We start from the raw sequence: 24,950 nt of genomic DNA on the forward strand, positions 1-24,950 counted from the left end.
GTAACTCGTAGCGCGGGGGGTACCATGGAAACACAAGAGGACAGGCATTGCGGACAACGGACGGGGATGGCGGGTTGGCTCGCGGGCTTGCTCGTCATCATGGCCCTTCCCGCCTTCGCGCAGCAGAACCCGGCCGTGACCGTGAACGTGGACGTGAGCGCCGGCAGGCATCCCATCAGCCCCTTCATCTACGGCGTGGCCCATGCGAGCCAGGCCGATCTGGATGAGCTCAATGCTCCACTCAACCGCAGCGGAGGGAACGCCACCACCCGTTACAACTGGCGGTTGAACGCCACCAGTCGGGCCAGGGATTGGTACTTCGAGAGCCTCCCCCTCTCCTCCGGCACGCAACCTGGCGCGGAGGTGGATGCCTTCATCGCCAGCACCCGGGCCGCGGGTGCCGAGCCCCTCATCACCGTGCCCATGATAGGGTGGGTGGCACGGCTCGGAGCCAACCGCTCCGGCCTGGCCAGCTTCTCCATCGCCAAATATGGCCCGCAGCAGGATCGCGACGTGCAGTGGTTCCCCGACGCGGGCAATGGCATCCGGACCAATGGGCAGTACATCACCAACAACGACCCCAACGACGCCAACATGCCGGTGGATCAGCTCTTCCAGCGGGATTGGGTGCTCCACCTCCTCGCGCGCTGGGGCTCGCCAGTCTCCGGTGGGGTGAGACTCTTCACGATGGATAACGAACCGAGCATCTGGCACGTCACCCACCGCGACGTCCATCCCACGGGAGCCACCATGGAGGAGGTGCGCAACCGGTTGCTGAACCATGCGGCCATGGTGAAGGACACGGCTCCGGGGGCGCTCGTGCTCGGACCCGAGGAGTGGGGGTGGAGCGGCTATATCTACAGCGGGTATGACCAGCAATATGGCGCCGCGAACGGGTGGGGCTGGCTTCCGGATCGCATCGCCCATGGCGGTTGGGATTACCTGCCGTGGCTGCTCGACCAGTTCCGCCAGAACGAGCAGTCCACCGGGCGGCGGCTGTTGGACATCTTCACCGTCCACTACTACCCCCAGGGCGGCGAATTCAGCAGCGACACCACCACCGCCATGCAGCTGCGGCGCAACCGCTCGACGCGTGCGCTGTGGGATCCCAGCTACACGGACGAGTCGTGGATCCAGGACGAGGTCATGCTGATTCCCCGTCTGAAGAGCTGGGTCCAGAGCTACTACCCCGGGACGAGGATTGGCATCACCGAATACAACTGGGGCGCGGATGCCCACATCAACGGAGCCACCGCGCAGGCCGACATCCTGGGCCTCTTCGGGCGCGAGGGGCTCGACTATGGTGTCCGGTGGGAGTCGCCAGCCGCCTCCACGCCCACCTTCAAGGCGATGAAGCTGTACCGCAACTATGACGGTCTCAACTCGACCTTCGGGGACGTGAGCGTCTCGTGCACCGTGCCCAACCCGGACACGCTCTCGGCGTTCGCCTCCGAGCGCTCCAGCGATGGAGCCCTCACCGTCATGGTCATCAACAAGGTGCTGACGGGAGAGACCCCCGTCACGTTGAGCCTGCCGGGCTTCACCCATGCGGGGGGGGCGCAGCGCTGGCAGCTCACGTCGGCCAACACGATCACCCGACTGCCGGATGTCGCCGTCTCGGCTGGGAAGGTGACCACCCGCGTGCCTCCGCAGAGCGTCACGCTCTTCGTCATCGCGGCCGGCCGCGTCAACCAGCCCCCGGTGGCGAACGCCACGGCGACCCCCGCTTCGGGCCCGGCGCCACTCACGGTGGGCTTCAGCGGTGCGGGTTCGGTGGACTCGGACGGAACGATCGTGTCGTACGCCTGGAGCTTTGGCGATGGCCAGTCGGGCACGGGCTCCACGGTGAGCCATACCTATACACAGCCGGGTACCTATACCGCGACGCTCACGGTGACGGACAATGAGGGAGCCTCCGCCTCCGACACCGTGACGATCTCGGTGCTCACCCCCATCCCACTGGCGGCACCGACCGGTTTCTACACCCAGTACACCAGCCCGACGGTGACGCTGCGCTGGACGGACAATTCCCTGACGGAAGAGGGCTTCATCCTCGAGCGTTCACCCGACACCTGGCCTCCACAGTTCGTGGAGATCGGGCGGGTGAGCACCAACGTCACGACGTATGTGGACACGGTGGTCCCGGGCAGTTACCTGTACCGGGCCAAGGCCTTCCAGGGGGCGACGTCTTCCGCCTACTCGAACATGGACAGCGTCACGGTGAGATAGCGACTCTCGAGCGCGCCGCCTCGCTCGAGACATCCATCCACTACTCAACCAAACGTCACGTTTTCATGGACCTCCTCGGGGAATACGGGGACATCCCGTCTTTCCCGCTTAAAGGATAGGTCATGAATCGTCACGTTGGAGCCACGAACGTCGGCGGGCGTCTCCTGGTGCTGCTACCGCTGCTGGGCGGGTTGTTCTCGCCCGGGGGCTCACTCGCGGGCCTGGGCGCCCAAGACGCCTCCGCTGTCGACGCCTCGGACTGCCCAGGTTTCCCCCAGCAACGCGTTGCCGGAGTACCCGCGCCCGCAGATGGTGCGGGCCCATTGGTTGAACCTCAATGGTGAGTGGCAGTTCGCCAATGCCACCGCGGGCCAGACACCGCCCTTCGGCCAGAACCTGGCGGAGAGTGTGCTGGTCCCATTTCCCATCGAGTCGGCGCTCTCCGGCATCCAGCGTCACCAGGATCGCATGTGGTACCGGCGCACCTTCACCGTTCCGTGATCACCGACGTGGAGAATGAGATCAACGGCATCCTGACCTACGATCGGGCCGTGGTGAAGCCAGACGCCGCCCAGGTGCGCGCGGTCCACGACACCCTGATCGCCGCGTCGCGACAGCTCAACAACCAGGGTCCCCTGCCCCTCAACCAGTACCGCTCGCTCCAGGTGGTGACACCGGGCTACACCGACCGCTGCTACGTGCGCCACGCCGACAGTCTGGGCGCCACCGCGCTCGTCAGCGCCACGAGCAGTGGCACGCTCAAGCAGGACGCGACCTTCAAGATCGTGGCCGGCCTGGCAGAAGGGAGCTGCTACTCCTTCGAGTCGCGCAACTACCCCGGCCGCTACCTGCGGCATGCCAACTCCCGTATCCGCAACGATGCGCGCGATGGCTCGGCGCTGTTCGATCAGGACGCCACGTTCTGTGCCCAGCCGGGTCGCGCCGGTAGCGGCGTCTCGTTCGAGTCCTACAACTACCCCGGCCGTTTCATCCGCCACTACAGCGCGGAGCTGTGGAGCACCGAAGGCGCGGGGAGCACCTGGAACAGCCCCACCAGCTTCAACCAGGACGTGAGCTGGAGCGTGGCCGCCCCCTGGGCGCCCTGACTCGAGCCCGGCGGGGATGCCGGAGAACCCGCTCGACTCCGTTCTCCGGCATCCGATCGGCTACTGAGGCTCCTGCGTGGTTGAGGAGTCGTCTTCCTCGGCGCCGGCACCGCCGGTGCCCAGGTCGTCCTGCGAGCGGGGCTCGAGCCTGGAGCCACTCGTATCGATGGCATCCGGGTCGGTCACGGGGTCCTCGTAACCGGAGCCGCCCGTGCTTCCCCGGTCCTCCTGAGGCACCGTGTAGCCCTTATAGATGCCAGGGGTACGCTCCTCGGTGCCGGCGCCGCCCGTGCCTCCGGGACTGGTGGAGTCCGGAGTGGTGCCGCCCTGGTTCTCGGCCGGGGTCTGCGCCGGATCCGTGGACGAACCCCGCTGCGCGGCGCTGTCCGACTTGCACGCGGTACCGAAGGCCATGGCGCCAGCGAGGAGGCCGGTCAGAAGAAGCCTGGTCCTGGACATGGTGTCTCTCCTTGAGAGGAAGCGATGTGAGCCAGAAAGCTGCTCAGCAGGTCCATTCCCGTCAGGGAGCGCCTGGTTGATCTCCTGCTCCACGGGACGGCTGGCGGGAGGGCTCGCCAGCAATCCGCTGTCGCTTCCTCACCCGTCCTTCAGCAGCTCGTGGAGGACCTCGGTGGCGTAGGCCCCCTTGGGCAGCTCGAAGGTGAGCACCAGGTCCTCCCCTTCCACCTCCAGCGAGGGGTTCCCGAGCCGCACCCGGTAGGGCCTGCGCCCGCCCTGGGTCTCGTCGCCTCCACGTCTGAAGTCATCCAGCGTCACGCCCTCGTCGGCGAGCAGCTTCGCCTCGGCCTCGGCCACGGCGTGAGCGGCCGAGGTCATCTTCGGCCCGAAGAGGGGCCCGGCGGGGCTCACCTCGAAGGCGGCCACGCGAGGCCCATCCACCTCGGGGGACTCGCAGACGAAGAGGCCCCCCGAGTCCTCGCGGCGCAGCACGTCACCGAGGAGCGCCTTGTCGAAGGTGCCCGCGCGCAGCCGGTCCACCAGGGCGCGGTTGAAGAGGCGGGACTGGAAGGCCGAGAGGTACAGCTTGCGCTGGAACTTGTCGGGGCGGCGCGGCAGCCGCTGGCCCAGCACCAGCAGCCGGCCGAAGTCCGCGTTGTCGCCCTCGCGCCCGAAGCGCTGGTCGCCGAAGTAGTTGGGCACGCCCCCGGCGCTCAGCCGGGTGAAGCTCTCGCGAGCGGCCCCCAGGTCCTTCACGCCCCTCAGGCGCAGCCGGAAGCGGTTTCCCTTGAGGTGTCCGGTGCGCAGCTTGTTGCCATGGCGCCGCGTCCACAGCACGCGCACGCCATCCAGGGTGAAGTCCGCGACGCGCGCCTCGGCCCGAGCGGGCACGGAGAGGAGCTGCCGGGTGATGGCCTGCCGGTCCTTCATCCCCGCCACGCCCACGTCGCCCTCGTCCACGCCCAGCAGGGTGGCCAGGGCCCGCACCACCTCGCGGGTGTCCCGGCCGCGCTTCTCCACCCAGAGGTAGAGGTGCTCGCCCTCTCCCGAGGGCTCGTAGGCGGGCAGCTCCTCCACCTCGAAGTCCTCGGGGACGAGCTTGAAGGCGCCACCGCAGCCCGGCACGTCCTCCGTCAGCCGGGGTCTCTCGGTGCTCATGTCAGGACCCGCCGAGCGCGGCGAGCATGTCCTTCACGCGCCGGGCGAGGTCCTCGTCCGCGCGCGACTCGAGCAGCTCCCCCGCCTGGAAGAGGAGGAAGAACATCACGTCGCTGAGCGCCTGCCGGAAGGCGACCAGCGGCTCCGTGCCCAACAGGGCGCGGTTCTGATCGTAGGCATCCAGCAGCTTCGCGTCCGGAAGGCTCCCGTCTGGCGCGAAGGCCAGCCCCGTCAGCACCGGCGACGAGGACAGCGCCTGTCCCGAGAGCGCGGCATTGGCCGAGGCGATGAACTCGCGCGCCAGGCCCTGCTTGGACACCTCGGTGGCGATCTCCCGGAAGATGCGGTTGAAGACGCGCACCACGTCGCGCACGTCCACCACCGGGGGCGGCACCGGAGGCGTGGTGATGGCGCGCAGCCCCGACTGCGAGTGGCGCACCGTGGGGATGCCGGTGGAGGACGGCCGCACCACGGGAATCCCCATGAAGGTCTTCGGGCGCACCGCCGGAATGCCGGAGAGGGACTGCGCCGTGCCGCCCAGGGGCTTGTCGGAGAGTTGCACGAAGCCGCCCTCCAGCAGGCCGTAGACGACCTTGGTGACGTCGAACTCGGACAGCCGGGCGGCCTGCCCGAGGTCCAGCAGCGTGCGGCGGCCATCCACCAGGGCCAGCACCTTGTCCTCGTCCGGCTCCAGCTTGGCGTTCGCCATCCCCTTCTTCAGCACGTAGAGGCGGCTGTGGGGGATGCGTTTGCGGAAGTGCGCCAGCTCGTCGATCTTCCGGATGCTGTCCATCAGCAGGCTCTGCGTGGACAGCTGGATGTTGTGGCCGAGCTTGTCCTCCACCGGCTGGTCGACGAGGAAGAAGCTGCCCTCGCGGCACAGGACGATGGCGTGGAAGATCTCACTCACCTGGTGGGTGACGCACTTGAAGAGATCGTGCGCCTGGAGCAGGCCCCGCTCCACCAGGGCGCGGCCAATCTTGGAGGGCGGGTGCTCGCGCAGCACGGCCTCGAGCTGGGGACGATCCAGGTAGCCCAACCGGACGAGCACCTCGCCGAGCCGGTCCGCCGCCACGTCCGAGGTGGCTCCACGCACCTCGCCCTCGCGCAGGATGACCGAGCGCTCGCCTCCGGGCGAATGCACGCGCACGACGCCGCTCCAGCGCGCCTGGCTGAGGAAGGCGATGAGGTCCGAGACAGGAAAGCCCGCCGCGTCACCGGAGAGCACCACGCGCGGGGTGGGAAGCGAGCCGCCCTCGGCGGGCGAACGCGAGAAGACGAGCAGGTCCGGAGAGGTCGGCTGCAGCACGTACGAGCCCGTGCGGCCCGCCAGCGCTGGTGGCTGCTGGGTTTGCGTCCCCGGCCGTTCGTCGGGAACGAGTTGGGTGCCGTCGATGCGGAAGCGCTGGCTCATGTCACCGTCAGTCAGCGGCCCACGCGTTGTTGTTGGCGCGCCACTCGAGTTCGTCTTCCAGGGTGTGGTTGAGCGTCTCCTCGGAGAGGCCCATCTGCAGGTCGAAGAAACGGCCGTTGAAGAAGAGGCTGGGGGTGCCGCGGATGTTCGCCGCGTTGCCCATCGACTTGTACTTGTCCAGCTCCTTCGCGTAGGTGCCAGCCTGCAGCGCCTTCTGCAGCTCCGCGCCCTTCAGCCCGAGCTTGTTGGCCAGCCCCACGATGGTGGCCTGGGACAGGTTCTGCGCGTTCTCGAAGAGGGCGTCGTGCATCTCCCAGAACTTGCCCTGGTCTCGCGCCCAGAGGACGGCCTGGCCCGCGGGCACCGCGTTGGGGTGCATGGGGAGCGGGAACGGGATGTTGCAGAAGCGCACCTTGGTGGGGTTCTTCTTCGCGAAGGACTCGAGCACCGGGCGGGCCTTGCCGCAGTAGGGGCACTCGAAGTCGGAGAACTCCACCAGCGTCACCGGAGCCTTGGCGTCGCCCGTGCACATGCGCGGATCCACGTCGAACGTCTTCCGGGGCGCGCGAAAGGCGGAGTAGTACTCGGACAGGGCGACGATGATCTCCGAGGCCGGCACTCCGGCGGAGGCCTGACGGGCGGCGAGCCGGGCCATGCGTTTGGCGTGCTGGCAGCCGGTGTGGCCCTTGAGGCACTGCCCCAGGGTGTGGGGGCAGCCGCAGTAGCAGAACTCATCGGAGAAGACAGTGGACAGCTCGCGCTGCGCGGCGGGCGGCAGCGCGGAGAAATCCATGCCCGGGATGCCAGCGAGGGCGGAAGCTCCCGAGGAGGGCGCACCGGCCGGGGGCGGCTGGGCCGGGGCCGGAGTGGAGGGCTTCGGCGCGGCGGGCTGGGCGGGGCTGGCCGCCTCGGAGCTCTTGGAGCAGGCGAGGCCCGTCAGCGCCAGGGTGAGCGCGAGGAGGACACGGTTGCGGCGGTCGGGGAGCACGCGCCGGTCTTAGCCATGCGCGCGAGGCTTGTAAAGCAACCCCGGCTCTGCCAGGGAGGTGCCCCGCGATATGCCCAGAATCCTCTTGCTGCACACCGGCGGCACGCTGGGGATGGCCGGTGGCCGGCCGTCCGCGCTGCGCCCCGCGGCCTTCTTCAAGACGCTCAAGTCCCGCTGCCCGGAGCTCTTCCAGCTCGCCGACATCGAGCTGGAGCTCTTCTCCAACCTGGACAGCTCGGAGATGCAGCCGGAGCTGTGGAGCCGGCTGGCCGAGCACCTCTACCGCCGGCTGCCGGACTTCGACGGCGCGGTGGTGACGCACGGCACGGACACCCTCGCCCACACCGCGAGCGCCCTCTCCTTCATGCTGCCGGGGTTGCCCAAGCCGGTGGTGATGACGGGTTCGCAGCGGCCCCTGGGTGAAATCCGCACGGACGCCCGGCTCAATCTCATCGACTCGGTGCTCTCCGCCCTCCAGGGCCCGCCCGAGGTGAGCATCTGCTTCGACTCCCACCTCTACCGCGGCAACCGCACCCGCAAGGTGAAGGTGTCCGAGTACGACGCCTTCGAGAGCCCCAACTTCCCCCTGCTGGGCACACTGGGAGTGGATGCCACCTTCGCTCCCGGTCTGAGACAGAAGGGCCCCTTCCGCCTGCGCGAGAAGCTGGAATCGCGCGTCTTCCTCCTCAAGGTGTTCCCGGGGCTGGATCCCGCGCTGCCCCTGGCCCTGCTGCCCCATGTGCGTGGCCTGGTGGTGGAGGCCTATGGCGCCGGGAACTATCCCCTCGACACCCGCCTCGGCCGCTCGCTCCTGCCGCTCTTCCGGGAGGCCCGCGAGCGCGGAGTGCCGGTGGTGGTGGTGAGCCAGGCCTACCGCAACGGGGTGGACCTCACGCTCTACGAGTCCGGGGCGGCGGCGCTCGCGGAAGGCGCCTCGAGCGGGGGCGACATGACGCCCTCGGCCGCGCTGGTGAAGCTGATGCAGGGCCTCGCCTACCACCGGGACAGGGAGGCACTGGCCCGCTTCATCCAGACGCCAATTGTCGGGGAGATGACCGAGCGGGCGCCCGCTGTTCAGGAGACACCGGCCAAAAAGTCGAAGCGCGCGCGTTAAGAGAGACCATCCCTGGGCGTCCGGCTCGAGGCCTGCTTGCTGGTACCAATCCTCGACCCATAAGATGGGGGGCACGATGTCCGACGAGAAGACCGCCGTCCATTCGATTTCGGACCTGCTGGGGTCAGCCGCGCCTCAGCAGCAGAGCGCGTACCTCATCGTCATCAGCGCGAAGTCCGCTTCCGGCATCGGCCGGATGTTCAAGCTGGACCGGTCCGAGTCGGTGCTCGGCCGCAGCGTCGAGGCCCAGTTCCAGGTCGAGGACGATGGCATCTCGCGCAAGCACGCGAAGGTGGTGTCGCTCGGCGATGGCCGCTTCCAGTTGGTGGACCTGGGCAGCACCAATGGCACGTTCCTCAACGGGCTGAAGGTGAACGCCGCGCCGCTCTACGATGGCGACAAGATCCAGATCGGCTCCAACACGGTCCTGAAGTTCTCCATCCAGGATCAGCTCGAGGAGGCCTACCAGCGCAGCATCTACGAGTCGGCCACGCGGGACGGCCTGACGCGCCTGTACAACAAGAAGTACTTCATGGAGACGCTGCGCAAGGAGTTCGCGTACTGCCTGCGCCACCGGGAGCCCATGTCCCTGGTGATGTTCGACGTGGACTACTTCAAGAAGATCAATGACGTGTACGGGCACCCGGCCGGCGACTACGTGCTGACGCGCATCGCGCAGCGCGTCAGCGACACCATCCGCACCGAGGATCTGTTCGCGCGCTACGGAGGCGAGGAGTTCGCCCTCATGCTGCGCGAGTCGGGTGAGGAGCAGGCGCTGTCCTGCGCCGAGCGCTGCCGCCAGGCGGTGGACCGCACGGACTTCATCTTCAGCGGCACGCCCATCAAGGTGACCATCAGCCTGGGCGTGGCCACGCTGCACGACTCGGACTTCGCGCAGGCGGAGGAGCTGATCTCCGCGGCGGACAAGTACCTCTACCGCGCGAAGCGGGCCGGCCGGAACCGCGTGGACGGCAAGGCCATCAGCGGTCCGTAGGGCTCACGTCCCCTCGAACTCCAGCCCCGGCGTCTCCGCGAGCATCTCCACGCGGTTGCCACCCGCCTCCCGGGCCAGGTCCAGCGAGCCGCGCGCCTGACGCACGAGGTCGGCGAAGGACACCTCCCTCCCCGGAGCGAGCGCCGCCAGGCCCACGGACACGGTGGGGCGGAGGAGCTGATCATCGAAGGAGAGGCTCGAGCGGGCCACGCGCTCGCAGACGCGGCGCGCCACGGTGTGGGCCCCGGCCAGGTCCGTGTGCGGCAGCAGCAGCAGCACGTGGTCCGCCGAGTACTGCACCGGGAAGTCCGTGTCCCGCAGCGAGCGCCGGATGGCGAGCGCCAGCCCTCCGTGGAGCTGCTCTCGCAGCGCGCGGTCCCCCTTCACCGGAAGCGGATCGAAGGCCACCAGCGCGAGCGCCAGGGGCAGGCCGTAACGCCGCGAGCGCTTCACCTCGACGAAGACGAAGTCCTTGAAGTGCGCGAAGACGTAGAACTGGGTGAGCGGATCCAACAGCCCCTCGCCCGAGGCTCGCACCGGCTCGGAAGCGGGCGCGGCCCTCCCCTTGCGCACCGGCGTGCCTCGCGAGAGCGTCCGCAGCTTCATCAGCTCGGGCAGGCGCACCTTCAAATCCCTGGGGGAGACAGGGAGGGGAAGGACGCCATCCGCGAAGCCGGCCTTGCCGTGCGACTCCCCCGCCGCCAACACGAGCGCCTGCGGCAACCGCTTGCGCACCGTGCGCGCCACCTGCGCCGCCCGCTCCACCGAGGGCCCCAAAACCACCACCTGGGCCCGGCCCGGCTCCTCCTCCCACTCGGCCACGGCGGACACCTCGAGTCCCGCCTTCTCCAGTCCCTCCTTCAGCTTGCGACGCCCGGCCGCAGCCGGTTCGATGACGAGGGCTCGTGTAATCCTCATGACCACCTCTCCAGACCTCAAACCATACTGACGTACCTGAAATCTCCGCAAGGGAGCCGAGCGGGCCTCAGGGAGGTCTGAACCCCAACCGCACCAGTCCCCGTCGCGCCACGTGCTGGACGTGGGAGTCCGGATCCCTGGCCAGGGCCTCGCTGAGCGCGGAGGCGGCGAAAGGGCCGCCCAGGGAGCCCAGGGCCTCCGCCGCGGCCACCCGGACCGAGGCCACGCCGTCTTCCCGCAGCGTCCGGGCGAGGGGCTTCACGTCCTGGGCGCGGCCGAGCTGCTCCAGCGCACGGGCGGCGGCCTCGCGCACCTGCGCGTGCTGGGAATCGAGCAGGGCCACCGCGGTCTCCCCCTGCACCCGCTGACGCTGCTGGCCCACCACGCCAAGAGCCGCGACCACCACCTCCGGCGCGGAGTCCCCGAGCGCGGCACCCACGGCGGCGTCTCCTTCCGGCGAGCGAGGTCTGGCGAGCGCCCGCACCGCCCCCGCCCGCACCAGCGCCTGCGCGTCCCGCAGGAAGGTGGACAGCACCTGGAAACGGGGCCGGGCACGGCCCTCGCACTCGGCGAGCCACGCGACCGCCTCGCCCCGCACGTCCGCGAGAAGCCGCGTGTCGTTCGCCACGTCCAGGAGGAAGGGCTCACACCCCTTGTCGGTCGCGGCCACCTCCAACCACACGCGCCGGGTGGCCAGGGGGACCTCGTCCGCACGGATGCGCCGGCCCGCGACCTCCATCAGGGACAGGCCCTCGGACTCGGCGAGCCCCCGGGCCGCCAACCGGCGCACCGAGACCTCCGTGTCTCCCAGGACCCGCTCCAGCTCGCGTTGCGCCAGCGGACCATAGGACCGCAGCGACTGCACGGCGGCGCGCCGCTCCGCGACGTCGAGGGAACCGAGCCCCTTGCGCAGCGGCTCCATGTCCTGGGAGTAGACGGCGAAGAGCCGGTTGATGAGGACCCGATCCTCCGGCTTCGCCTCCAACACCAGCATCCGACCCACCGAGCCGCCCTGCTTCTCCGCCACCCGGAGGAGCGCGGAGGCGGCGATCCCATCACCGGATTCGGGGCGGCGGGCCATGGCCTCCAGCAGAACCCGGGCCGGAGCTCGACCCAGGAAGGTGGCGAGGTGGAGGAGCGCCTCTCCCCGGACCGAGGCCTCCTGCGCGTATACCTCCACCTCCAGGGCATCCCGGATGGCCTCCCGGCGAGCCCAGATACGGGCGGCGGCCGCCCCCCCCTTCGCCCCCGCGTCCTTCAGGAAGGAGGCCGTGGACTGGCCCTCCTCGGCGGCGATCCGCGCGGCGGTGAGACAGGCGAGCACCTCGTCCCTGGCCGGAGCCTCGGCCACCCAGTCCGCCAGGACCCGGCGTTCGAGCAGACCCTGGGCCTTCGCCTGGGCCCTCAGCGCCCCCCACCGTACCCGCCATTCGGGGTCCGTCAGGGCCGAGCGCAGGGCCGCCCGGGACGCGGGACCGGGCTTCACCCGCGCCAGCTCCAGCACCCAGGAATCGGCGCGGCCGGAGGTGACGCAGGACTGGCAGACCCGGGTGCGAAGGGACTGGTCCTGCACATGCCGCTGGCAGGACCTCCAGCAACCAATCGCTCCCTGGCCACCATGCTGGCCGGCCGACAACAGCAGGACGAGGAGGAGTGCGGGGCTCACGGAGGGTCCACTTTAGCCCACCCGTTACATCCTTTTCTGAGGGCATCCTTGCGTTTTCATGCCCGCTGCGTCATATCGGCGCCCCTTACATTTGCAGGCACACGGAAGGAGGTGACAGTCAATGCCCGGCATTCGAGTCAAGGACGGCGAGTCCATCGAGAGCGCTCTCAAGCGCTTCAAGAAGGCCACCGAGAAGGCTGGAATCCTCTCCGAGATCCGCAAGCGCGAGCACTACGAGAAGCCTTCCGTGAAGCGGAAGAAGAAGGCTCTCGCGGCCAAGAAGCGCGCGGTGAAGAAGGCGCGCAAGACGTACTAGCCGCCCCGTCCGGGAGCTGGGGCCGCGTCAGTCCGGCGCCCCGGCTCCCGTCCGTGTAGCACCCTTCCCACACATTCTGGAGCCCTGTATGGCCACCGTCAGAGAGCGCATCGATGCCGACCTCAAGGACGCGATGCGGTCGAAGAACGAGCTGAACACCAGCGTCCTGCGGATGCTCAAGAGCGCCATCAAGTACAAGGAAGTGGAGCCCGGCGCCACCGGCCCTCTCGACGAGGCCGCCATCCTTCAGGTCATCGGTACCCTCATCAAGCAGCGCCGCGACTCCATCGAGCAGTACAAGACCGGCGGCCGCCCCGAGCTGGCCGAGAAGGAGGAGGCGGAGATCTCCGTCCTCCAGAACTACCTGCCCAAGCAGCTCAGCCCGGACGAGCTCCGCGCCGAGGTGGAGGCCGCCATCACCCAGGCGGGCGCCAAGAGCGCCAAGGACATGGGTGCGGTGATGAAGCTCCTCACGCCCAAGCTGCAGGGCCGCGCCGAGGGCCGCGCCATCTCCGAGGAAGTGAAGAACCAGCTCTCCAAGCTGTCCTGAGGTCTCTGGCCTCGAACGGCGCCGGGCGGGTCTTGAACTTGCCCGGTCGCTGATCGGCCATTAAGGGTAGTCCGGTCGTCTTCCTACCCACTTTCCCGGGTAGCTCCGACGCGCCGAAATGGCCCTTCATCTCCACATCGCCCACCCGAGCCGCACCTACATCCGCCGTCCTTCGTGCGGGCGTATCGCGCATGTCAGGGGAATGACCCATACTCGTCCGCTGGGGCCGGTGCGCGGACCATGGGGGTCCGGCCACGCCGGGCGGAGGGGGTGGCTCTCATGATCCCCGAGCACAAAATCCAGGAAGTCCTCGAGCGGGTGGACCTGGTGGGGCTCGTCTCGCGCTACGTGGAGCTCAAGAAGGCCGGGCGCGAATTCAAGGGCCGCTGCCCGTTCCACCAGGAGAAGACCCCCTCCTTCTACGTCGTCCCCGAGAAGCGCTTCTATTTCTGCCATGGGTGCCGGGCCAGCGGCGACGCCGTGTCCTTCGTCCAGCGCTACCTGGGAAAGACGTTCCTCGACGCGGTGCGCGATCTGGCCCGTGAGGTGGGGGTGGACCTGGAGGCGGCGCAGGATCCAGCCGCCCGGGAGCGGCAGCAGCTCAAGGACGTGACCGACCTGGCGGCCGAGCACTTCCGCGCCCTGCTGTGGGAGGAGGAGGGACGCCGCGCCCGCGCCTACCTGGAGAGCCGCGGCATCTCCGAGGAGACCGCCCGGAGCTTCGGCCTGGGCTGGGCCCCGGCCGCGTGGACCTCGTTGGCGGACAAGCTGGGCAAGGCGGGGATGATCGAATGGGGCCTCAACGCGGGCCTCATCTCCAAGCGCCAGAAGGGCGACGGCTACTTCGACTTCTTCCGCAGCCGCCTCATCATCCCCATCCGCGCCCCCGAGGGCCGCCCCATCGCCTTCGGCGGCCGACTGGTGGACGCGGAGGAAGGCCCCAAGTACCTCAACTCCCGCGAGTCCCGGCTTTACAACAAGAGTGAAACGCTCTTCGGCATGGACCAGGCGCGCGATGAGATCCGCCGCCGCAAGGCCGCCGTGCTCGTGGAGGGCTATTTCGACTGCATCGCCCTGCACCAGGAGGGGGTGAAGCACACGGTGGCGCTGTGCTCCACCGCCCTCACCCCGGGCCACCTCAAGGTGCTCGGCCGCGCCGAGGCCCGTGAGCTCTTCCTGCTGCTGGACGGAGATCAGGCGGGTCTGGCCGCCGTGGAGCGCCTGGCCGGCCCCCTGCTCGCCGCGGGAGCGGCCGCCAAGGTGGCCCTGCTGCCCCAGGGCGACGACCCCGACACCTTCATCCGCCGCGAGGGCAGCGCGGGCCTGGAGCGGCTGCTCACCGAGGCCCGGCCCCTCACCAATCACGTCTTCCTCACCCTCCTCCCCCAGGGGAAGGAGGCCAGCTTCGAGGAGAAGATGGCCGCCCTGGAGCGGCTCAAGCCCGTGTCGGCGCAGCTCCCGGTGGGGCTGGTGCGCTCGGCCTTCTTCTCCGCGCTGAGCATCTGGTGCGGCCTGCCCGCGGCCGAGCTGGAGGCCTCGCTGCGCAGCAAGGCGCCCCCGCCGGTGAAGCCCGTGCCCAAGCCGGGACAGATTCCCGCCCAGGGCCAGGGCCGTCCCGGTCAGCCGCCCGCCCGGGGCTCCGCCTCCCAGGGTGCCCCCGCGCCCCGCCAGGTCCCCGTGAAGCCCCCGGACGCACTGGAGGCCCTGTACGTGGCCGCCGCCCTGCGCGAGCCCCGGCTGGTGGCCCGGGATGCCTTCCGCGTCTGCGACGAGCTGTCCCACCCCGGCCTGCGCCTGGCCCTCGCCCACGCCACCGCCGGCCACGGCACCGAGGACGCCCTCTTCGAGGCCCACGACACCGTCAAACGCGCCCTGGAGGGCGCCTGGCGCCAGCTGCCCGAGGGCGGCTCCGCGCTCGAACACACCTTCCTCCTCGTCTGCCGCAACCTCATCCTCCGCCGCATCCGCGAGCAGCTCTCCTACATCGAGCGCGCCACCCGTCAGACGGCCGGCGCACATGACCTCTCCGAGGAGACCCGACGCCTGCTTGCCCAGCGCATCGAACTGCTCGCCCTGAAGAAACGCGTGGAGGAGGAAATCCGCCCGCCTCCCCCGGGAACAAAGGCACCAATGCAACCGGTTTGAGTTCGCGTTTGTAAGAATCCTCTACTTTGCGATAGATCGGCCGGCTCGCTCCAGGCCAAGCCCCTGTTTTTCTAAGGAGAAGTACCCGAATGCCGACGCAGAAGCCCTCCTCGAAGGTGGCCGTCAAGCCCAAGAAGAAGGTGGCCCCGGAGATCCGTAAGAAGAAGAAGTCCCCGGAGGAAGCCTCGGCCAAGGGAACTGAGAGCGCCGAGGCCAGCGCCGCCCCGGCCTCCGCGAAGAAGGCGGACAAGTCCGACCGGAGCGAGAGGACCGCCGCCGCGGAGAAGGCCACCGAGGCGCTCAAGAAGCGCAAGGCGGTGACCCAGGTGGATGACGGCGACATCGATCCCGAGGAGGCCGCGGAAGAGGCGGCCGCCGCGGTCGAGGTCGATCCGGACGCGGTGGAGGACGAGGTGGACGAGGAGCCCATCGCGGACCGCAAGGAGGTCAAGGATCTCCTGGCCGCCGGCCGCGAGAAGGGCTTCCTCACCTACGACGAGGTCAATGACGCCCTGCCCGCGGACATCGTGTCGTCGGATCAGATCGACGACGTGATGAGCATGTTCGGCGACAACGACATCGAGATCGTCGACGCGCAGAAGGCCGCCCAGAACACGGAGATCAAGCCCACGGTCGCGGTGGAGGAGGAGCGCGCCGAGGCCGACGACGACGAGAAGGACGAGGACGACGAGCCGGGTGGCAAGTCCAACGATCCCGTGCGTCTGTACCTGCGCAAGATGGGCAGCGTGAGCCTCCTCACCCGCGAGGGCGAGGTGGAGATCGCCAAGCGCATCGAAGAGGGCGAGAAGGAAGTCCTGCGCGCGCTCCTGGCCTGCCGCGTGGCCATGGTGGAGATCCTCGACATCGGCAACAAGCTGAAGAACGGCAAGCTTCGCGTGCGCGACGTCATCAAGGACGCGCCCGAGGAGGCCCAGGGTGAGGGCGAGGAGGCCGAGGCCGAGGTCTCCGAGGAGGGCGCTGACGGCGAGGCCCAGCCGCAGCAGCTGGCCCAGAGCGAGCTCAACAAGATCGAGCAGATCAACAAGCAGATCGAGCGCATCCGCAAGTTCGCCAAGGACTGCGAGGCGCTGGACGCGGAGCTCGCCGGCAAGAAGAAGCTCACCGAGGTGCGCAAGAAGGAGCTCAAGCAGGAGGTGAAGGATCTCCGGACCAAGATGATGGAGGTCCTGGAGGAGATGCGGCTCAACAAGAAGCAGGTGGACCGCATCGTCGCCAACCTCAAGGGGCTCATCGAGCGCGTGGAGAAGGCGGAGGCGGAGCTGCGCGACATCGAGCGCCGCTACGGCGTGCCCATGGACACGCTGCGCGAGCTGCTGCGCGAGGCCAAGGAAGACCCCGAGGCCATGAAGAAGGCGCAGCGCAAGCTCAACATCACCGCCGAGCAGCTCGAGGCGCTGGAGCGCGACGTGCGCACGTCCACGCGCAACATCAAGCGCGTGGAGGAGGAGGCCAACCTCGAGGTGGAGGAGCTGCGCCGCAACTACGACGCCATCCGCCTGGGTGAGCGCCGCGCCGAGCGCGCCAAGACGGAGCTGGTGGAGGCCAACCTGCGTCTGGTGGTGTCCATCGCGAAGAAGTACACGAACCGCGGCCTGCAGTTCCTGGACCTCATCCAGGAGGGCAACATCGGCCTGATGAAGGCGGTGGACAAGTTCGAGTACAAGCGCGGCTACAAGTTCTCGACGTACGCCACGTGGTGGATCCGCCAGGCGATCACGCGCGCCATCGCGGACCAGGCCCGCACCATCCGCATCCCGGTGCACATGATCGAGACGATCAACAAGCTCATCCGCACCAGCCGCTACCTCGTGCAGGAGATCGGCCGCGAGCCGACGCCCGAGGAGATCGCGGAGAAGATGGAGCTGCCGCTCGACAAGGTGCGCAAGGTGCTGAAGATCGCCAAGGAGCCCATCTCGCTGGAGACGCCGATCGGCGAGGAAGAGGACAGCCACCTGGGCGACTTCATCGAGGACAAGAGCCTGGTGTCGCCGTCGGACGCGGTCATCAACATGAACCTGGCCGAGCAGACGCGGAAGGTGCTGGCCACGCTCACGCCGCGCGAGGAGAAGGTGCTGCGCATGCGGTTCGGCATCGGCGAGAAGAGCGACCACACGCTGGAAGAGGTGGGCCAGGACTTCGAGGTGACGCGCGAGCGCATCCGGCAGATCGAGGCCAAGGCGCTGCGCAAGCTGCGTCACCCGAGCCGCTCCAAGCGTCTGCGCTCCTTCGTGGAGAGCTGACCCTCCCTCTCCCCCTGGGAGAGGGTCGGGGTGAGGGTATCCGCCCCACCAGGTCGCTCCGTGAGTCAGCCCGGATGAAGTAGGAAGAAGCCCCCGTTCCCACCGAGGACCGGGGGCTTTTTCGTGAGCGGAAGGGGAGGCCTCATGCCGGCGAAGCGGAAGACCGCGAGCAGGACGGAGAAGAAACCAGAGCGGAAGAAGCCGACGGGCCCGGCCAGACCCCTCCCCTTCCCCGAGGCCGTGCGCCGGGCGGTGCGAGCCATTCCGCGGGGGGAGGTGCGCTCGTACGCGCAGGTGGCGCTCTACGCGGGGCGGCCGGGGGCGGCGCGCGGCGTGGGGCGGGAGTTGAAGACGATGGAGAACGTGCCCTGGTGGCGCGTCATCCGCGCGGACGGGACGTTGGCACCCGCGGTGGCGGTGGAGCAGGCCCGGCGGCTGAAGGCCGAGGGGGTGCGCCTGGACGGAGAGGGCCCCCCCCTGGCGCGTGCGGCGCTGAGCATCACTGCGGGCGCCCCCTTGCGCGCGCGCGGGGTGCGCGATACTTCCCCGGTCAGCACAGTGCCTCGGCGCCGTGCTGGCGTGGTTCGAGGGCCCTTAGCTCAGCGGTCAGAGCTGTCGGCTCATAACCGATTGGTCCCTGGTTCGAATCCAGGAGGGCCCACTCCCCGTAACCCCGCCCCGCGCCTCGGGATTTTCCGCTGAGGCGCGGGAGCGGAATCCCGCCCCCTCCGAGTTCCGCACCACCGGCGCACCATGCGGGCCGCCCACGGCCAGCGGGAGCACCTCGGCAACCGGCGCCTCGGCTGGCTGGAAGCTGAGCTGCTCCAGGCCCGCGCGCATGTCGTCAACGTCGAGGTGGCCGTAGACCCCTGCCGTGATGGTGGGCGAGGAGTGCCTCACGCGACGGGCCGGGATGCGGATGGAACGTCCGACCCACACCCGCTCCAGTTCCCCGCACTTCAGGAGCGCGTAGACCGTGGCCCGGCAGACGGCCAGCTCTTCCGCCACCTCGCACATCGTGAACATCGGCGGGCCCACCGGCCGCACCACGGCACGCATCACTCCGGGCACGAGCACGGTGCTGACGCACGTCCAGCGGCGCTCGCACCGCATGCTGCTCAACACACTCCAAGCGCGCAGACCGATCGCCCCGGCCGCCCACGTCAGACACGCCCTGTAGATTCCTGTCCCGTGCTCCCAACCTATCAAGGCGTGTGGAGAAGCCTATGCGTCATACGTGGAGTGGACTCGGGCTGCTCTTGGTGTTGCCCTGGCTGACGAACTGTGTGACCCGGCCCGAGATTCGCCTCGACACGGGTCAGGGTCCGCCCATCGTCTACACCCCACCAGCCGCCGAGCCCCCACCGGTGGAGATCCGCCAGGAGGAATTTGCTGAAGCCCTGACGGCTCTCGTGGTGCACATGCCTCTGACCCTCGCTCCACCACCGCAGCGGCAGGGCCGGGTGGTGCTCGCCTCCTGGGGAGGGTCGCAGGACAAGGCCCAACACATGCTCCTGAGCCAGTGCGCGCCCTCGGAGACTCCAGACGGCTGCCTCCTGCTACCGAAGAACGCGCCACCTCCAGAAACGCTGGCACGCCTGCGGCTGGCACTCTCGTACGCCATGGATTCCGTGTGGGAGGGGGCTACAGTGCCCATCAGCGAGTTCCTGGATCCACTCGCCTTCAAAGTGATGGTCTACACGGCCCTGAGCACATACCTCGTGACGCTCCTGCTCCCTGATCCTTTGACGAAGGGGCTCGCGGCTGTGCTCACGATCTGGCTGGTGGCATACCTGGGCATGGGCCCGGTATGGGCCATGATGAAAGCCGGGTGGCAGTTGCTGGAGGATTCCCAGCGTGCGACCACCACCGAGGAGTTGGGGCAGGCAGGCCGCCGCTATGGTCGGGTTCTGGGGGACAACGGCATGCGAGTGCTCCTCCTGCTGGCGACGGCAGCCATCGCGGGCCAGACGAGCTTCCTGACCAAAGGGCCCAAGTTGCCCGGCTTCCCTCAAGCGGCGGCGGCCTCCACGGCACGCATGGGGGTGAGGCTGGAGGCGGCCGGGCAGGTGGGGACCGTGGCGCTGGGGACCCAGGAACTGGTGGTGGGGCTGGCGCCTACCGCCGTAGCCACCATGGCCATGGGGCCGGGCGGCGGAGCACCCCCCTCGAAGCAGGGTAGCCTGACAGGGCTGCCCACGAATGAGACGGGAACAACCCGGGTTGGCCGGTGGATGTCTGAGGCCGAGTACAAGGCGATGCTGGAGAGCGGGCACGTGCAGGCTCCGCTCAACGGCGCCGGTGCCACCCACGTGACGGTTCCGCCCAATGCTTCTGCGTTCAGGCCTCCGCCACAGAGCACCCACTTTGTGGAGTTTGATGTTCCCACAAGTCAGCTTCGTATCCATGACCCCGTGAATGGGTGGGGACGGGTGTTTGGACCTGGCTCACTCGAGGCACGGGCTGCTGCGGCCAAGGGATTCGCAGTCCCCACACAGATGCCGCCTGCAACAAACATTCGAGTCACTGTTCCATGAGCAACGCTACCTGGTCATTCGCCGACTTTGTTCGATGGCTGCGCACGAAGAGCGAGGCGCTCAAGAGGTCGGGCGCGACCGTTGAGTTCGATTTCCACGAGACTCCCAGGGCCTCGACCCGATTGAGAGTAGAGCATGGAAAGCGTCTGGGTGAATTGACCGTATGGGACGATGGAGCCGCCCACATGGCGGTCATGGATCTCCCATCGGGTGACTTCGTTTTTGAAAGAGATGGTGTGTCGCTCGCTGAAGTCCCACCTCCGAGCGAGCTGAGAGAGTTCTTCGAGCAACTGGAGGCGGGGGCGTAGGGTTTCTTGAGGAACCCCAGTTCCTTCCGCAGGTTGCGAGCCGGTGACAGGGGCTGCGAGCCCCTGCCAACCCGCTCCCTCCCGGCTCATAACCGATTGGTCCCTGGTTCGAATCCAGGAGGGCCCACTCCCCTTCCCCACGCGCTTCCGCTCTCAGGCCTTGGCCTGCTCGCGGCTCGTCTCGTCGCGCCCGTGCACGGCCGCCGGCGGGCTGGTGGCCTCCACCGCAGTGAAGGGCTCAAGGATCTTGTACGTATGGCTGGCGCCCCTCGGCACGAGCCACGAGTCTCCCGGGTTGAGCAGCAGCACCTGTCCCTCCAGGTGCAGCTCGGCGCGGCCCTTGATGACGTAGCCGACCGTCTCATAATCGCGCACGGTGGCGGGCAGTGGCTCGGCGGGCTGCTCGTTCTCCCACAGGCGCATGGAGACCCGGATGCCTCCGGCCAGGTACTTCTGCCCCATCTCTCCCCTGGGGGAGAACTGCGAGTCGACCTTCTTCACGCTGGTGTCGCCCATCTCGTCTCCTTCGCGGACGCTGGCGTCGCGTTGTCTTTGCCGGACAAGGTAAGGAGGGAAGAACGGGGCGAACCCCGCAAAGGAAACGCCCGCTCCCCCCTCGAAGGGAAGAGCGGGCGCGAAGGCACGGCCCGAAGGCCGTGGCTCGGAGTCCTTAGCTGGCGGGACGCACGTTCTGTGCCTGCAGGCCCTTGGGGCCGCGCGTCACTTCGTATTCCACCTTCTGGCCCTCGGCCAGGGAGCGGAAGCCATCCATGTTGATGGCGGAGTGGTGGCAGAAGACATCCTCGCCACCCGCGTCCGGCGCGATGAAGCCGAAGCCCTTCGCGTCGTTGAACCACTTCACGGTACCAGTTGCCATGTACATCCCTGCTTTCTGCGTTCTGCTTCTACGGACTGACGAACACCGCCCTGAACTCCAGGGCAGTTGGGAGAGGTAACGGTCCACATGCCTCCCCCATTCCTCACATTCCTCTGGGACCTTCACACTTCTTCATAAGTACTGGGCGCGCGCTTCACACCCCCCCCGTACCTTCTGCACCAACCGATGGATGCCGGGCCCTGATCGCTCGGCCGCTCACGGAAGGAGCAGCACATGTTCGGATTCTTCTTCGGTACCGCCTGCCTGGCCGGCCTCATCTACACCCTGCGCCGGGGCCGCTGGCACCCCCGTCACGCAGGCCGCGGCCGTTGGAGCTGGCGCGGCCGGATGCGCGGGCTGTTCGAGCACCTGGACACCTCGCCCGGCCAGGAGAAGGTCATCGTCCAGGCCGCGGACGATCTCACCGAGGCCTTCGAGAAGCTGCGCGATGAGCTGAGCGCCACCCGCGCCGCCGTGGCCCGCTCGCTGCGCGGCGAGACGTTCGACTCCGCCGCCCTGAGCGAGCTGGATGCCCGGCACGAGGAGCTCGTGGCCAACCTGCGCCGGACGTTGCGCACCTCGCTGTCGAAGATCCACGAGGCGTTGGATCCCAGGCAGCGGCGCGAGCTGGCGGACATGCTCGAGTACCGATGGGGCTGGGGCTACGGCCCTCGCGGTCATGGCGGAGGCTGCGGGGGTTGGCGCGGCGCCCGGTCCTACTGAGCGGCCCCGAACACCGGACGAGGAAAGGAACCCACCATGATCCGCCGCCGCGCGCTCATCTTCCTGTTGGCCCTGGGCACCGTCACCGGCTACGCCTCCGGCTTCGCGAGTCTCCACCGCTGGCGCCACCACGGCCCCGGCCACGCCTGCCGCCACGGGCAGCACCGGGACTCCCACTTCGACGACAGCACCGCGCCCTGGGCACGGCCAACGACCCAGGCCCGGGCGCCCACCCCGGAGCCGCGTTAGAGTCGGCGCCCTCCCATGGCCACCCGAGTCCTCCTCATCGACGATGACACCCGGATGTACGAGCTGCTCGCGCAATACCTCGGGCAGAACGGCATCACCGTCACCCACGCACCCGATGGAGGGCGAGGGCTGGCCGCCCTGGAGGCCAGCACCTACGACGCCGTGCTGCTGGACGTGATGATGCCGGGCATGGACGGACTGGAGGTGTGCCGGCGCATCCGAGCGAAGAGCACCCTCCCCGTCATCATGCTCACCGCGCGCGGCGACGAGACGGATCGCGTGGTGGGGTTGGAGCTCGGCGCGGATGACTACCTGGCCAAGCCCTTCAGCCCCCGCGAGCTGCTCGCACGGTTGAGGGCCGTGCTGCGGCGGGCCCAGCCCGCCGCCGTGGCCGAGAAGCTGGAGTCCAGCGGAGTCTCCATCGACGTGTCCGCCCGGGAGGTGCGCGTGGGTGGCAAGCCGGTGGAGCTCACCGGGCTCGAGTTCGATCTGCTGGTGGCACTGGTTCGGCGAGCCGGGCGAGTCATTCCCCGCGACGCGCTGCTCGGTGAGGCGGGCCGCGGAGACACCGTCGTGGGCGAGCGCACCGTGGACGTGCACATCTCCCATCTGCGACAGAAGCTGGGCGACGAGGGCTCGCGCCTCATCAAGACGGTGCGAGGGGTGGGCTACCTCTTCTCCAAAGAGGGCCCATGAGACGCAAGGAATGGGAGCAGCGCCACCGCCACCGCCAGGAGCGGTATCACGGCGGGCACCACCCGCGCTGGCGCATGAGCCGGCTGGGGTGGTTCATCCGCGCGAGACTGCACCGCAGGCTCTTCCTCTGGTTCGGCGTGTCCATCTTCATCACCGGCCTGGTGGTCGGCACGGTGATGAGCCTGGTGGGCGGGCCCGGCTGGCGCCAGGAGGTGGAGCGCGTGCGCACCTTCGTCGGCAACCGCCTCGCCGAGGCGTGGGATGATCCCGCGCGAAGGGACGCCATCGTCCATTCGGTGGCCAGGGACCTGGACGTCGACGTGGAGCTGAGGGACGCCTCCGGTGCGCTGCTGGTGCGCACGGGCCCCCCCTGCCACGCGCACGCCGCGTTCTCCGCGCAGGTGGAGCGCGAGGGCGTGAGGCTCGGCACCGTGCGGGCCTGTCATGGACACACCCGGGCCCGGCAGCCCTGGCGTGGGCCGATGGTGCTGGTGCTGGCCGGGGCCTCGCTGTGGATGGCCTCGGGGTGGCTCGCCCGGCGGCTGTCCCGCCCCCTGGAGACGCTGGCGCGAGCCGCGCAGGAGCTCGGCAAGGGCAAGTTGGACACGCGCGTGCAGATGGGCCGTCACGCCACCGGGGAGATGTCCGTGCTGGCCGATGCCTTCAACGAAATGGCCGCGCGCATCGAGCGGCAGATGGCGGATCAGCGCGAGCTGCTGGCCGCGGTGTCACACGAGCTGCGCACGCCGCTGGCGCACCTGCGCGTCCTCGTGGAGCTGATGCGCGATGCCGGGGGCTCGGATCACACGGCGGACCAGATGGAGCGCGAGGTGGTGGAGCTGGACGCGCTGGTGGGCGAGCTGCTGGCGAGCTCACGACTGGACTTCGGGCAACTGACGCCTCGCGAGCTGGACGGGAAGGACCTGGGTGCGCGCGCGCTGGAGCGGACGGGGCTGCCGGCGGAGGCACTCGCGGTGGAGGTGAGTGATACGAAGCTGGTGGGAGATGCCACGCTGCTGGGACGCGCGCTGGCCAACCTGCTGGACAACGCGCGCAAGCACGGCCAGGGAGTGGAGTCCCTGAGCCTCCTCGAGCGCGACGGGCAACTCGCCTTCTGCGTGGACGACCGGGGCCCGGGGCTGTCGCCGGGAGAGGAGACTCGCATCTTCGAGCCCTTCTACCGGAAGGACCGGGGTGGCGAGGCCCGCGAGGCGGGCTCCCTCGGGCTGGGGCTCGCGCTGGTGCAGCGGATTGCCCGGGCCCACGGCGGAGAGACCTTCGCGGAGAACCGTCCCGGAGGAGGCGCCCGGGTGGGCTTCACCCTGCGGCGCGAGGGTCCCTCCCCGAACGAGGCCCCCCCCGCGTCCGCCCGTTCCCCCACGTGAAGAAACGAGCGCCACGCGCCTGGGAGCTCTACTTCACGTCCGAGGCAATGGCCTTCGCGTCCCCGGCGGAGAACTCGAAGGAAGCGGAGACGGTCTCTCCCTCCTTCACGGTGACCTCGGCCGTGCGGATGCCCAGCGTCTCGTGCCAGGCCTCGAGGGTGTAGGTGCCGGCGGGCAGGTGCTCGATGGTGAAGGAGCCATCCGCGCCGGAGGTGGCGAAGTATGGGTTCGGGTTCACCACCACCCAGGCGGACATCCACGGGTGGATGTCGCACTTGAGGCGGATCACCTCGGCATCGGCGGGCAGCGGGCGCTGCACGGCCTTGCCATTCGGAGGCTGGGCCACGTTGAAGATGGACTTCGTCCCGGCGAGCGCGCGCGCGTTGTGCAACGTGCCATCGCTGTTCTTGATGAGGATGGGCTGGCCGACGGCGACCCCCTGCACCCGCGGGGTGTAGGTGCACTTCTGCTGGTCGATGACGGCGGGCTGCGCCGGACGCGAGCGAGGCACCAGGCCGCGCACGCGCACCAGGACGTTCTCCAGCTTGCCGTCCTTCACCCGGAGGGACTGGTCCGTCAACGGCATGCCGTCACAGGCGGGATCTTCGCTGGGCGCGACGGCGGCCGGCGGAGGCGCCACGCCCTTGAAGGTGACGGCACCCCGGACGGTGCCTCCACCGGTGACGGGCTGGGGGGCGGACTCCGCCACGGGGGCCTCGAGCTTCGCCGTGGCCTTGTCCTGCGCGGGAGACCGGGAAACGGGGGCAGCAGGCGCCTCGTCCTTCTTGCAGGCCGGCAGGGCGGCGAGCCCCACCACCCCCAGCACCGCGACGCCCAGCGTACGCAGCTTCATGTCA

The 24,950-nt window shown here is 68.9% G+C and carries 26 protein-coding genes, 1 tRNA gene and 1 pseudogene; 18 read left to right on the forward strand and 10 right to left on the reverse strand.

Features of this window, described 5'->3' with window-relative positions; translation table 11 throughout:
• The first annotated feature begins 24 nt into the window (after positions 1-24).
• The 3 genes from JQX13_RS50730 (at position 25) to JQX13_RS55110 (ending at position 3,335) form a co-directional block, all read left to right on the forward strand.
• The gene (locus JQX13_RS50730) at positions 25-2,229 is read left to right on the forward strand and encodes a glycoside hydrolase family 44 protein (RefSeq protein ID WP_203406556.1); all 2,205 of its coding nucleotides are present in this window, start codon (positions 25-27) and stop codon (positions 2,227-2,229) included.
• A gap of 309 nt (positions 2,230-2,538) precedes the next feature.
• Complete coding sequence (locus JQX13_RS55105) at positions 2,539-2,730, forward strand: hypothetical protein (protein WP_239014365.1); 192 nt, start codon at positions 2,539-2,541, stop codon at positions 2,728-2,730.
• Between the two features lie 8 nt (positions 2,731-2,738).
• Positions 2,739-3,335, forward strand: coding sequence for an AbfB domain-containing protein (locus JQX13_RS55110; RefSeq protein ID WP_239014366.1), 597 nt, complete (start codon positions 2,739-2,741; stop codon positions 3,333-3,335).
• A gap of 60 nt (positions 3,336-3,395) precedes the next feature.
• Here the strand turns inward: JQX13_RS55110 and JQX13_RS50740 are convergent, their stop codons facing one another.
• The 4 genes from JQX13_RS50740 to JQX13_RS50755 all read right to left on the reverse strand — a co-directional run bounded on the left by JQX13_RS50740 (position 3,396) and on the right by JQX13_RS50755 (position 7,354).
• Positions 3,396-3,794 carry a hypothetical protein gene (locus JQX13_RS50740; RefSeq protein ID WP_203406557.1) on the reverse strand — a complete coding sequence of 133 codons (399 nt, stop codon included), beginning with the start codon at positions 3,792-3,794 and terminating at the stop codon, positions 3,396-3,398.
• 138 nt (positions 3,795-3,932) lie between these two features.
• Positions 3,933-4,952 (reverse strand): tRNA pseudouridine(13) synthase TruD, encoded by a 1,020-nt coding sequence (gene truD / locus JQX13_RS50745; RefSeq protein WP_203406558.1) that lies wholly within the window; start codon positions 4,950-4,952, stop codon positions 3,933-3,935.
• Position 4,953: 1 nt separating this feature from the next.
• A complete protein-coding gene (locus tag JQX13_RS50750; protein WP_203406559.1) occupies positions 4,954-6,366 on the reverse strand; it encodes a DUF4388 domain-containing protein in 1,413 nt (470 codons plus the stop codon).
• A 7-nt stretch (positions 6,367-6,373) separates the two neighbouring features.
• Positions 6,374-7,354, reverse strand: a complete 981-nt coding sequence (locus tag JQX13_RS50755) for a DsbA family protein (protein WP_203406560.1) — start codon at positions 7,352-7,354, stop codon at positions 6,374-6,376.
• Between the two features lie 70 nt (positions 7,355-7,424).
• Between JQX13_RS50755 and JQX13_RS50760 the strand changes: the two genes are divergently transcribed.
• Both JQX13_RS50760 and JQX13_RS50765 read left to right on the forward strand, forming a co-directional pair.
• Positions 7,425-8,468, forward strand: a complete 1,044-nt coding sequence (locus JQX13_RS50760; RefSeq protein WP_203406561.1) for an asparaginase — start codon at positions 7,425-7,427, stop codon at positions 8,466-8,468.
• A 76-nt stretch (positions 8,469-8,544) separates the two neighbouring features.
• A complete protein-coding gene (locus JQX13_RS50765) occupies positions 8,545-9,462 on the forward strand; it encodes a GGDEF domain-containing protein (RefSeq protein ID WP_203406562.1) in 918 nt (305 codons plus the stop codon).
• A gap of 3 nt (positions 9,463-9,465) precedes the next feature.
• Here the strand turns inward: JQX13_RS50765 and JQX13_RS50770 are convergent, their stop codons facing one another.
• Both JQX13_RS50770 and JQX13_RS50775 read right to left on the reverse strand, forming a co-directional pair.
• Positions 9,466-10,380 (reverse strand): GGDEF domain-containing protein, encoded by a 915-nt coding sequence (locus JQX13_RS50770; protein ID WP_203406563.1) that lies wholly within the window; start codon positions 10,378-10,380, stop codon positions 9,466-9,468.
• A gap of 67 nt (positions 10,381-10,447) precedes the next feature.
• The gene (locus tag JQX13_RS50775) at positions 10,448-12,046 is read right to left on the reverse strand and encodes a HEAT repeat domain-containing protein (RefSeq protein WP_203406564.1); all 1,599 of its coding nucleotides are present in this window, start codon (positions 12,044-12,046) and stop codon (positions 10,448-10,450) included.
• Positions 12,047-12,167: 121 nt separating this feature from the next.
• Here JQX13_RS50775 and rpsU point away from each other — a divergent pair, with 121 nt between their 5' ends.
• The 5 genes and pseudogenes from rpsU to JQX13_RS50800 all read left to right on the forward strand — a co-directional run.
• On the forward strand, positions 12,168-12,362 hold the full coding sequence (gene rpsU, locus JQX13_RS50780) for a 30S ribosomal protein S21 (RefSeq protein ID WP_002621505.1): 195 nt from the start codon (positions 12,168-12,170) through the stop codon (positions 12,360-12,362).
• Between the two features lie 88 nt (positions 12,363-12,450).
• Positions 12,451-12,912: a GatB/YqeY domain-containing protein gene (locus JQX13_RS50785; protein WP_203406565.1), complete on the forward strand. Its 462-nt coding sequence runs from the start codon at positions 12,451-12,453 to the stop codon at positions 12,910-12,912.
• Positions 12,913-13,191: 279 nt separating this feature from the next.
• A complete protein-coding gene (gene dnaG, locus JQX13_RS50790) occupies positions 13,192-15,057 on the forward strand; it encodes a DNA primase (protein ID WP_203406566.1) in 1,866 nt (621 codons plus the stop codon).
• An 89-nt stretch (positions 15,058-15,146) separates the two neighbouring features.
• A complete protein-coding gene (rpoD, locus tag JQX13_RS50795) occupies positions 15,147-17,318 on the forward strand; it encodes an RNA polymerase sigma factor RpoD (protein ID WP_203406567.1) in 2,172 nt (723 codons plus the stop codon).
• A 144-nt stretch (positions 17,319-17,462) separates the two neighbouring features.
• Positions 17,463-17,711 (forward strand): annotated as a pseudogene (locus JQX13_RS50800) (MGMT family protein); the annotation flags it as partial.
• On the opposite strand, the gene JQX13_RS55115 reads toward JQX13_RS50800, so the two are convergent.
• A complete protein-coding gene (locus JQX13_RS55115) occupies positions 17,621-17,818 on the reverse strand; it encodes a hypothetical protein (protein WP_239014367.1) in 198 nt (65 codons plus the stop codon). The pseudogene JQX13_RS50800 and the gene JQX13_RS55115 overlap by 91 nt on opposite strands.
• 88 nt (positions 17,819-17,906) lie before the next feature.
• On the opposite strand from JQX13_RS55115, the gene JQX13_RS50805 reads away from it, so the two are divergent.
• The 4 genes from JQX13_RS50805 to JQX13_RS50820 all read left to right on the forward strand — a co-directional run bounded on the left by JQX13_RS50805 (position 17,907) and on the right by JQX13_RS50820 (position 20,163).
• A tRNA-Ile gene (locus JQX13_RS50805) sits at positions 17,907-17,979 on the forward strand.
• 315 nt (positions 17,980-18,294) lie between these two features.
• On the forward strand, positions 18,295-18,498 hold the full coding sequence (locus JQX13_RS50810) for a hypothetical protein (protein WP_203406568.1): 204 nt from the start codon (positions 18,295-18,297) through the stop codon (positions 18,496-18,498).
• A 46-nt stretch (positions 18,499-18,544) separates the two neighbouring features.
• On the forward strand, positions 18,545-19,855 hold the full coding sequence (gene sitA5, locus JQX13_RS50815; protein ID WP_430384134.1) for a SitA5 family polymorphic toxin: 1,311 nt from the start codon (positions 18,545-18,547) through the stop codon (positions 19,853-19,855).
• Positions 19,852-20,163 carry an immunity protein TriTu family protein gene (locus JQX13_RS50820; protein ID WP_203406570.1) on the forward strand — a complete coding sequence of 104 codons (312 nt, stop codon included), beginning with the start codon at positions 19,852-19,854 and terminating at the stop codon, positions 20,161-20,163. Before sitA5 ends, JQX13_RS50820 begins: the two co-directional genes overlap by 4 nt.
• A gap of 153 nt (positions 20,164-20,316) precedes the next feature.
• On the opposite strand, the gene JQX13_RS50825 is transcribed toward JQX13_RS50820, so the two are convergent.
• Both JQX13_RS50825 and JQX13_RS50830 read right to left on the reverse strand, forming a co-directional pair.
• A complete protein-coding gene (locus JQX13_RS50825; RefSeq protein ID WP_203406571.1) occupies positions 20,317-20,679 on the reverse strand; it encodes a cupin domain-containing protein in 363 nt (120 codons plus the stop codon).
• Between the two features lie 154 nt (positions 20,680-20,833).
• Complete coding sequence (locus tag JQX13_RS50830) at positions 20,834-21,040, reverse strand: cold-shock protein (RefSeq protein ID WP_108073985.1); 207 nt, start codon at positions 21,038-21,040, stop codon at positions 20,834-20,836.
• Between the two features lie 234 nt (positions 21,041-21,274).
• Here JQX13_RS50830 and JQX13_RS50835 point away from each other — a divergent pair, with 234 nt between their 5' ends.
• The 4 genes from JQX13_RS50835 to JQX13_RS50850 are packed head-to-tail and all read left to right on the forward strand — an operon-like array spanning position 21,275 to position 24,093.
• On the forward strand, positions 21,275-21,763 hold the full coding sequence (locus JQX13_RS50835; protein ID WP_203406572.1) for a Spy/CpxP family protein refolding chaperone: 489 nt from the start codon (positions 21,275-21,277) through the stop codon (positions 21,761-21,763).
• A gap of 36 nt (positions 21,764-21,799) precedes the next feature.
• Positions 21,800-22,012 (forward strand): hypothetical protein, encoded by a 213-nt coding sequence (locus tag JQX13_RS50840; protein ID WP_203412643.1) that lies wholly within the window; start codon positions 21,800-21,802, stop codon positions 22,010-22,012.
• A 15-nt stretch (positions 22,013-22,027) separates the two neighbouring features.
• Positions 22,028-22,708 carry a response regulator transcription factor gene (locus tag JQX13_RS50845; RefSeq protein WP_203406573.1) on the forward strand — a complete coding sequence of 227 codons (681 nt, stop codon included), beginning with the start codon at positions 22,028-22,030 and terminating at the stop codon, positions 22,706-22,708.
• On the forward strand, positions 22,705-24,093 hold the full coding sequence (locus JQX13_RS50850) for a HAMP domain-containing sensor histidine kinase (protein ID WP_239014368.1): 1,389 nt from the start codon (positions 22,705-22,707) through the stop codon (positions 24,091-24,093). Before JQX13_RS50845 ends, JQX13_RS50850 begins: the two co-directional genes overlap by 4 nt.
• Positions 24,094-24,121: 28 nt before the next feature.
• Here JQX13_RS50850 and JQX13_RS50855 read toward each other — a convergent pair whose 3' ends face one another.
• Positions 24,122-24,946 carry a carboxypeptidase regulatory-like domain-containing protein gene (locus JQX13_RS50855; RefSeq protein ID WP_203406574.1) on the reverse strand — a complete coding sequence of 275 codons (825 nt, stop codon included), beginning with the start codon at positions 24,944-24,946 and terminating at the stop codon, positions 24,122-24,124.
• Positions 24,947-24,950 lie beyond the last annotated feature (4 nt).

It is taken from the genome of Archangium violaceum (assembly GCF_016859125.1).
Classification (GTDB): domain Bacteria; phylum Myxococcota; class Myxococcia; order Myxococcales; family Myxococcaceae; genus Archangium; species Archangium violaceum_A.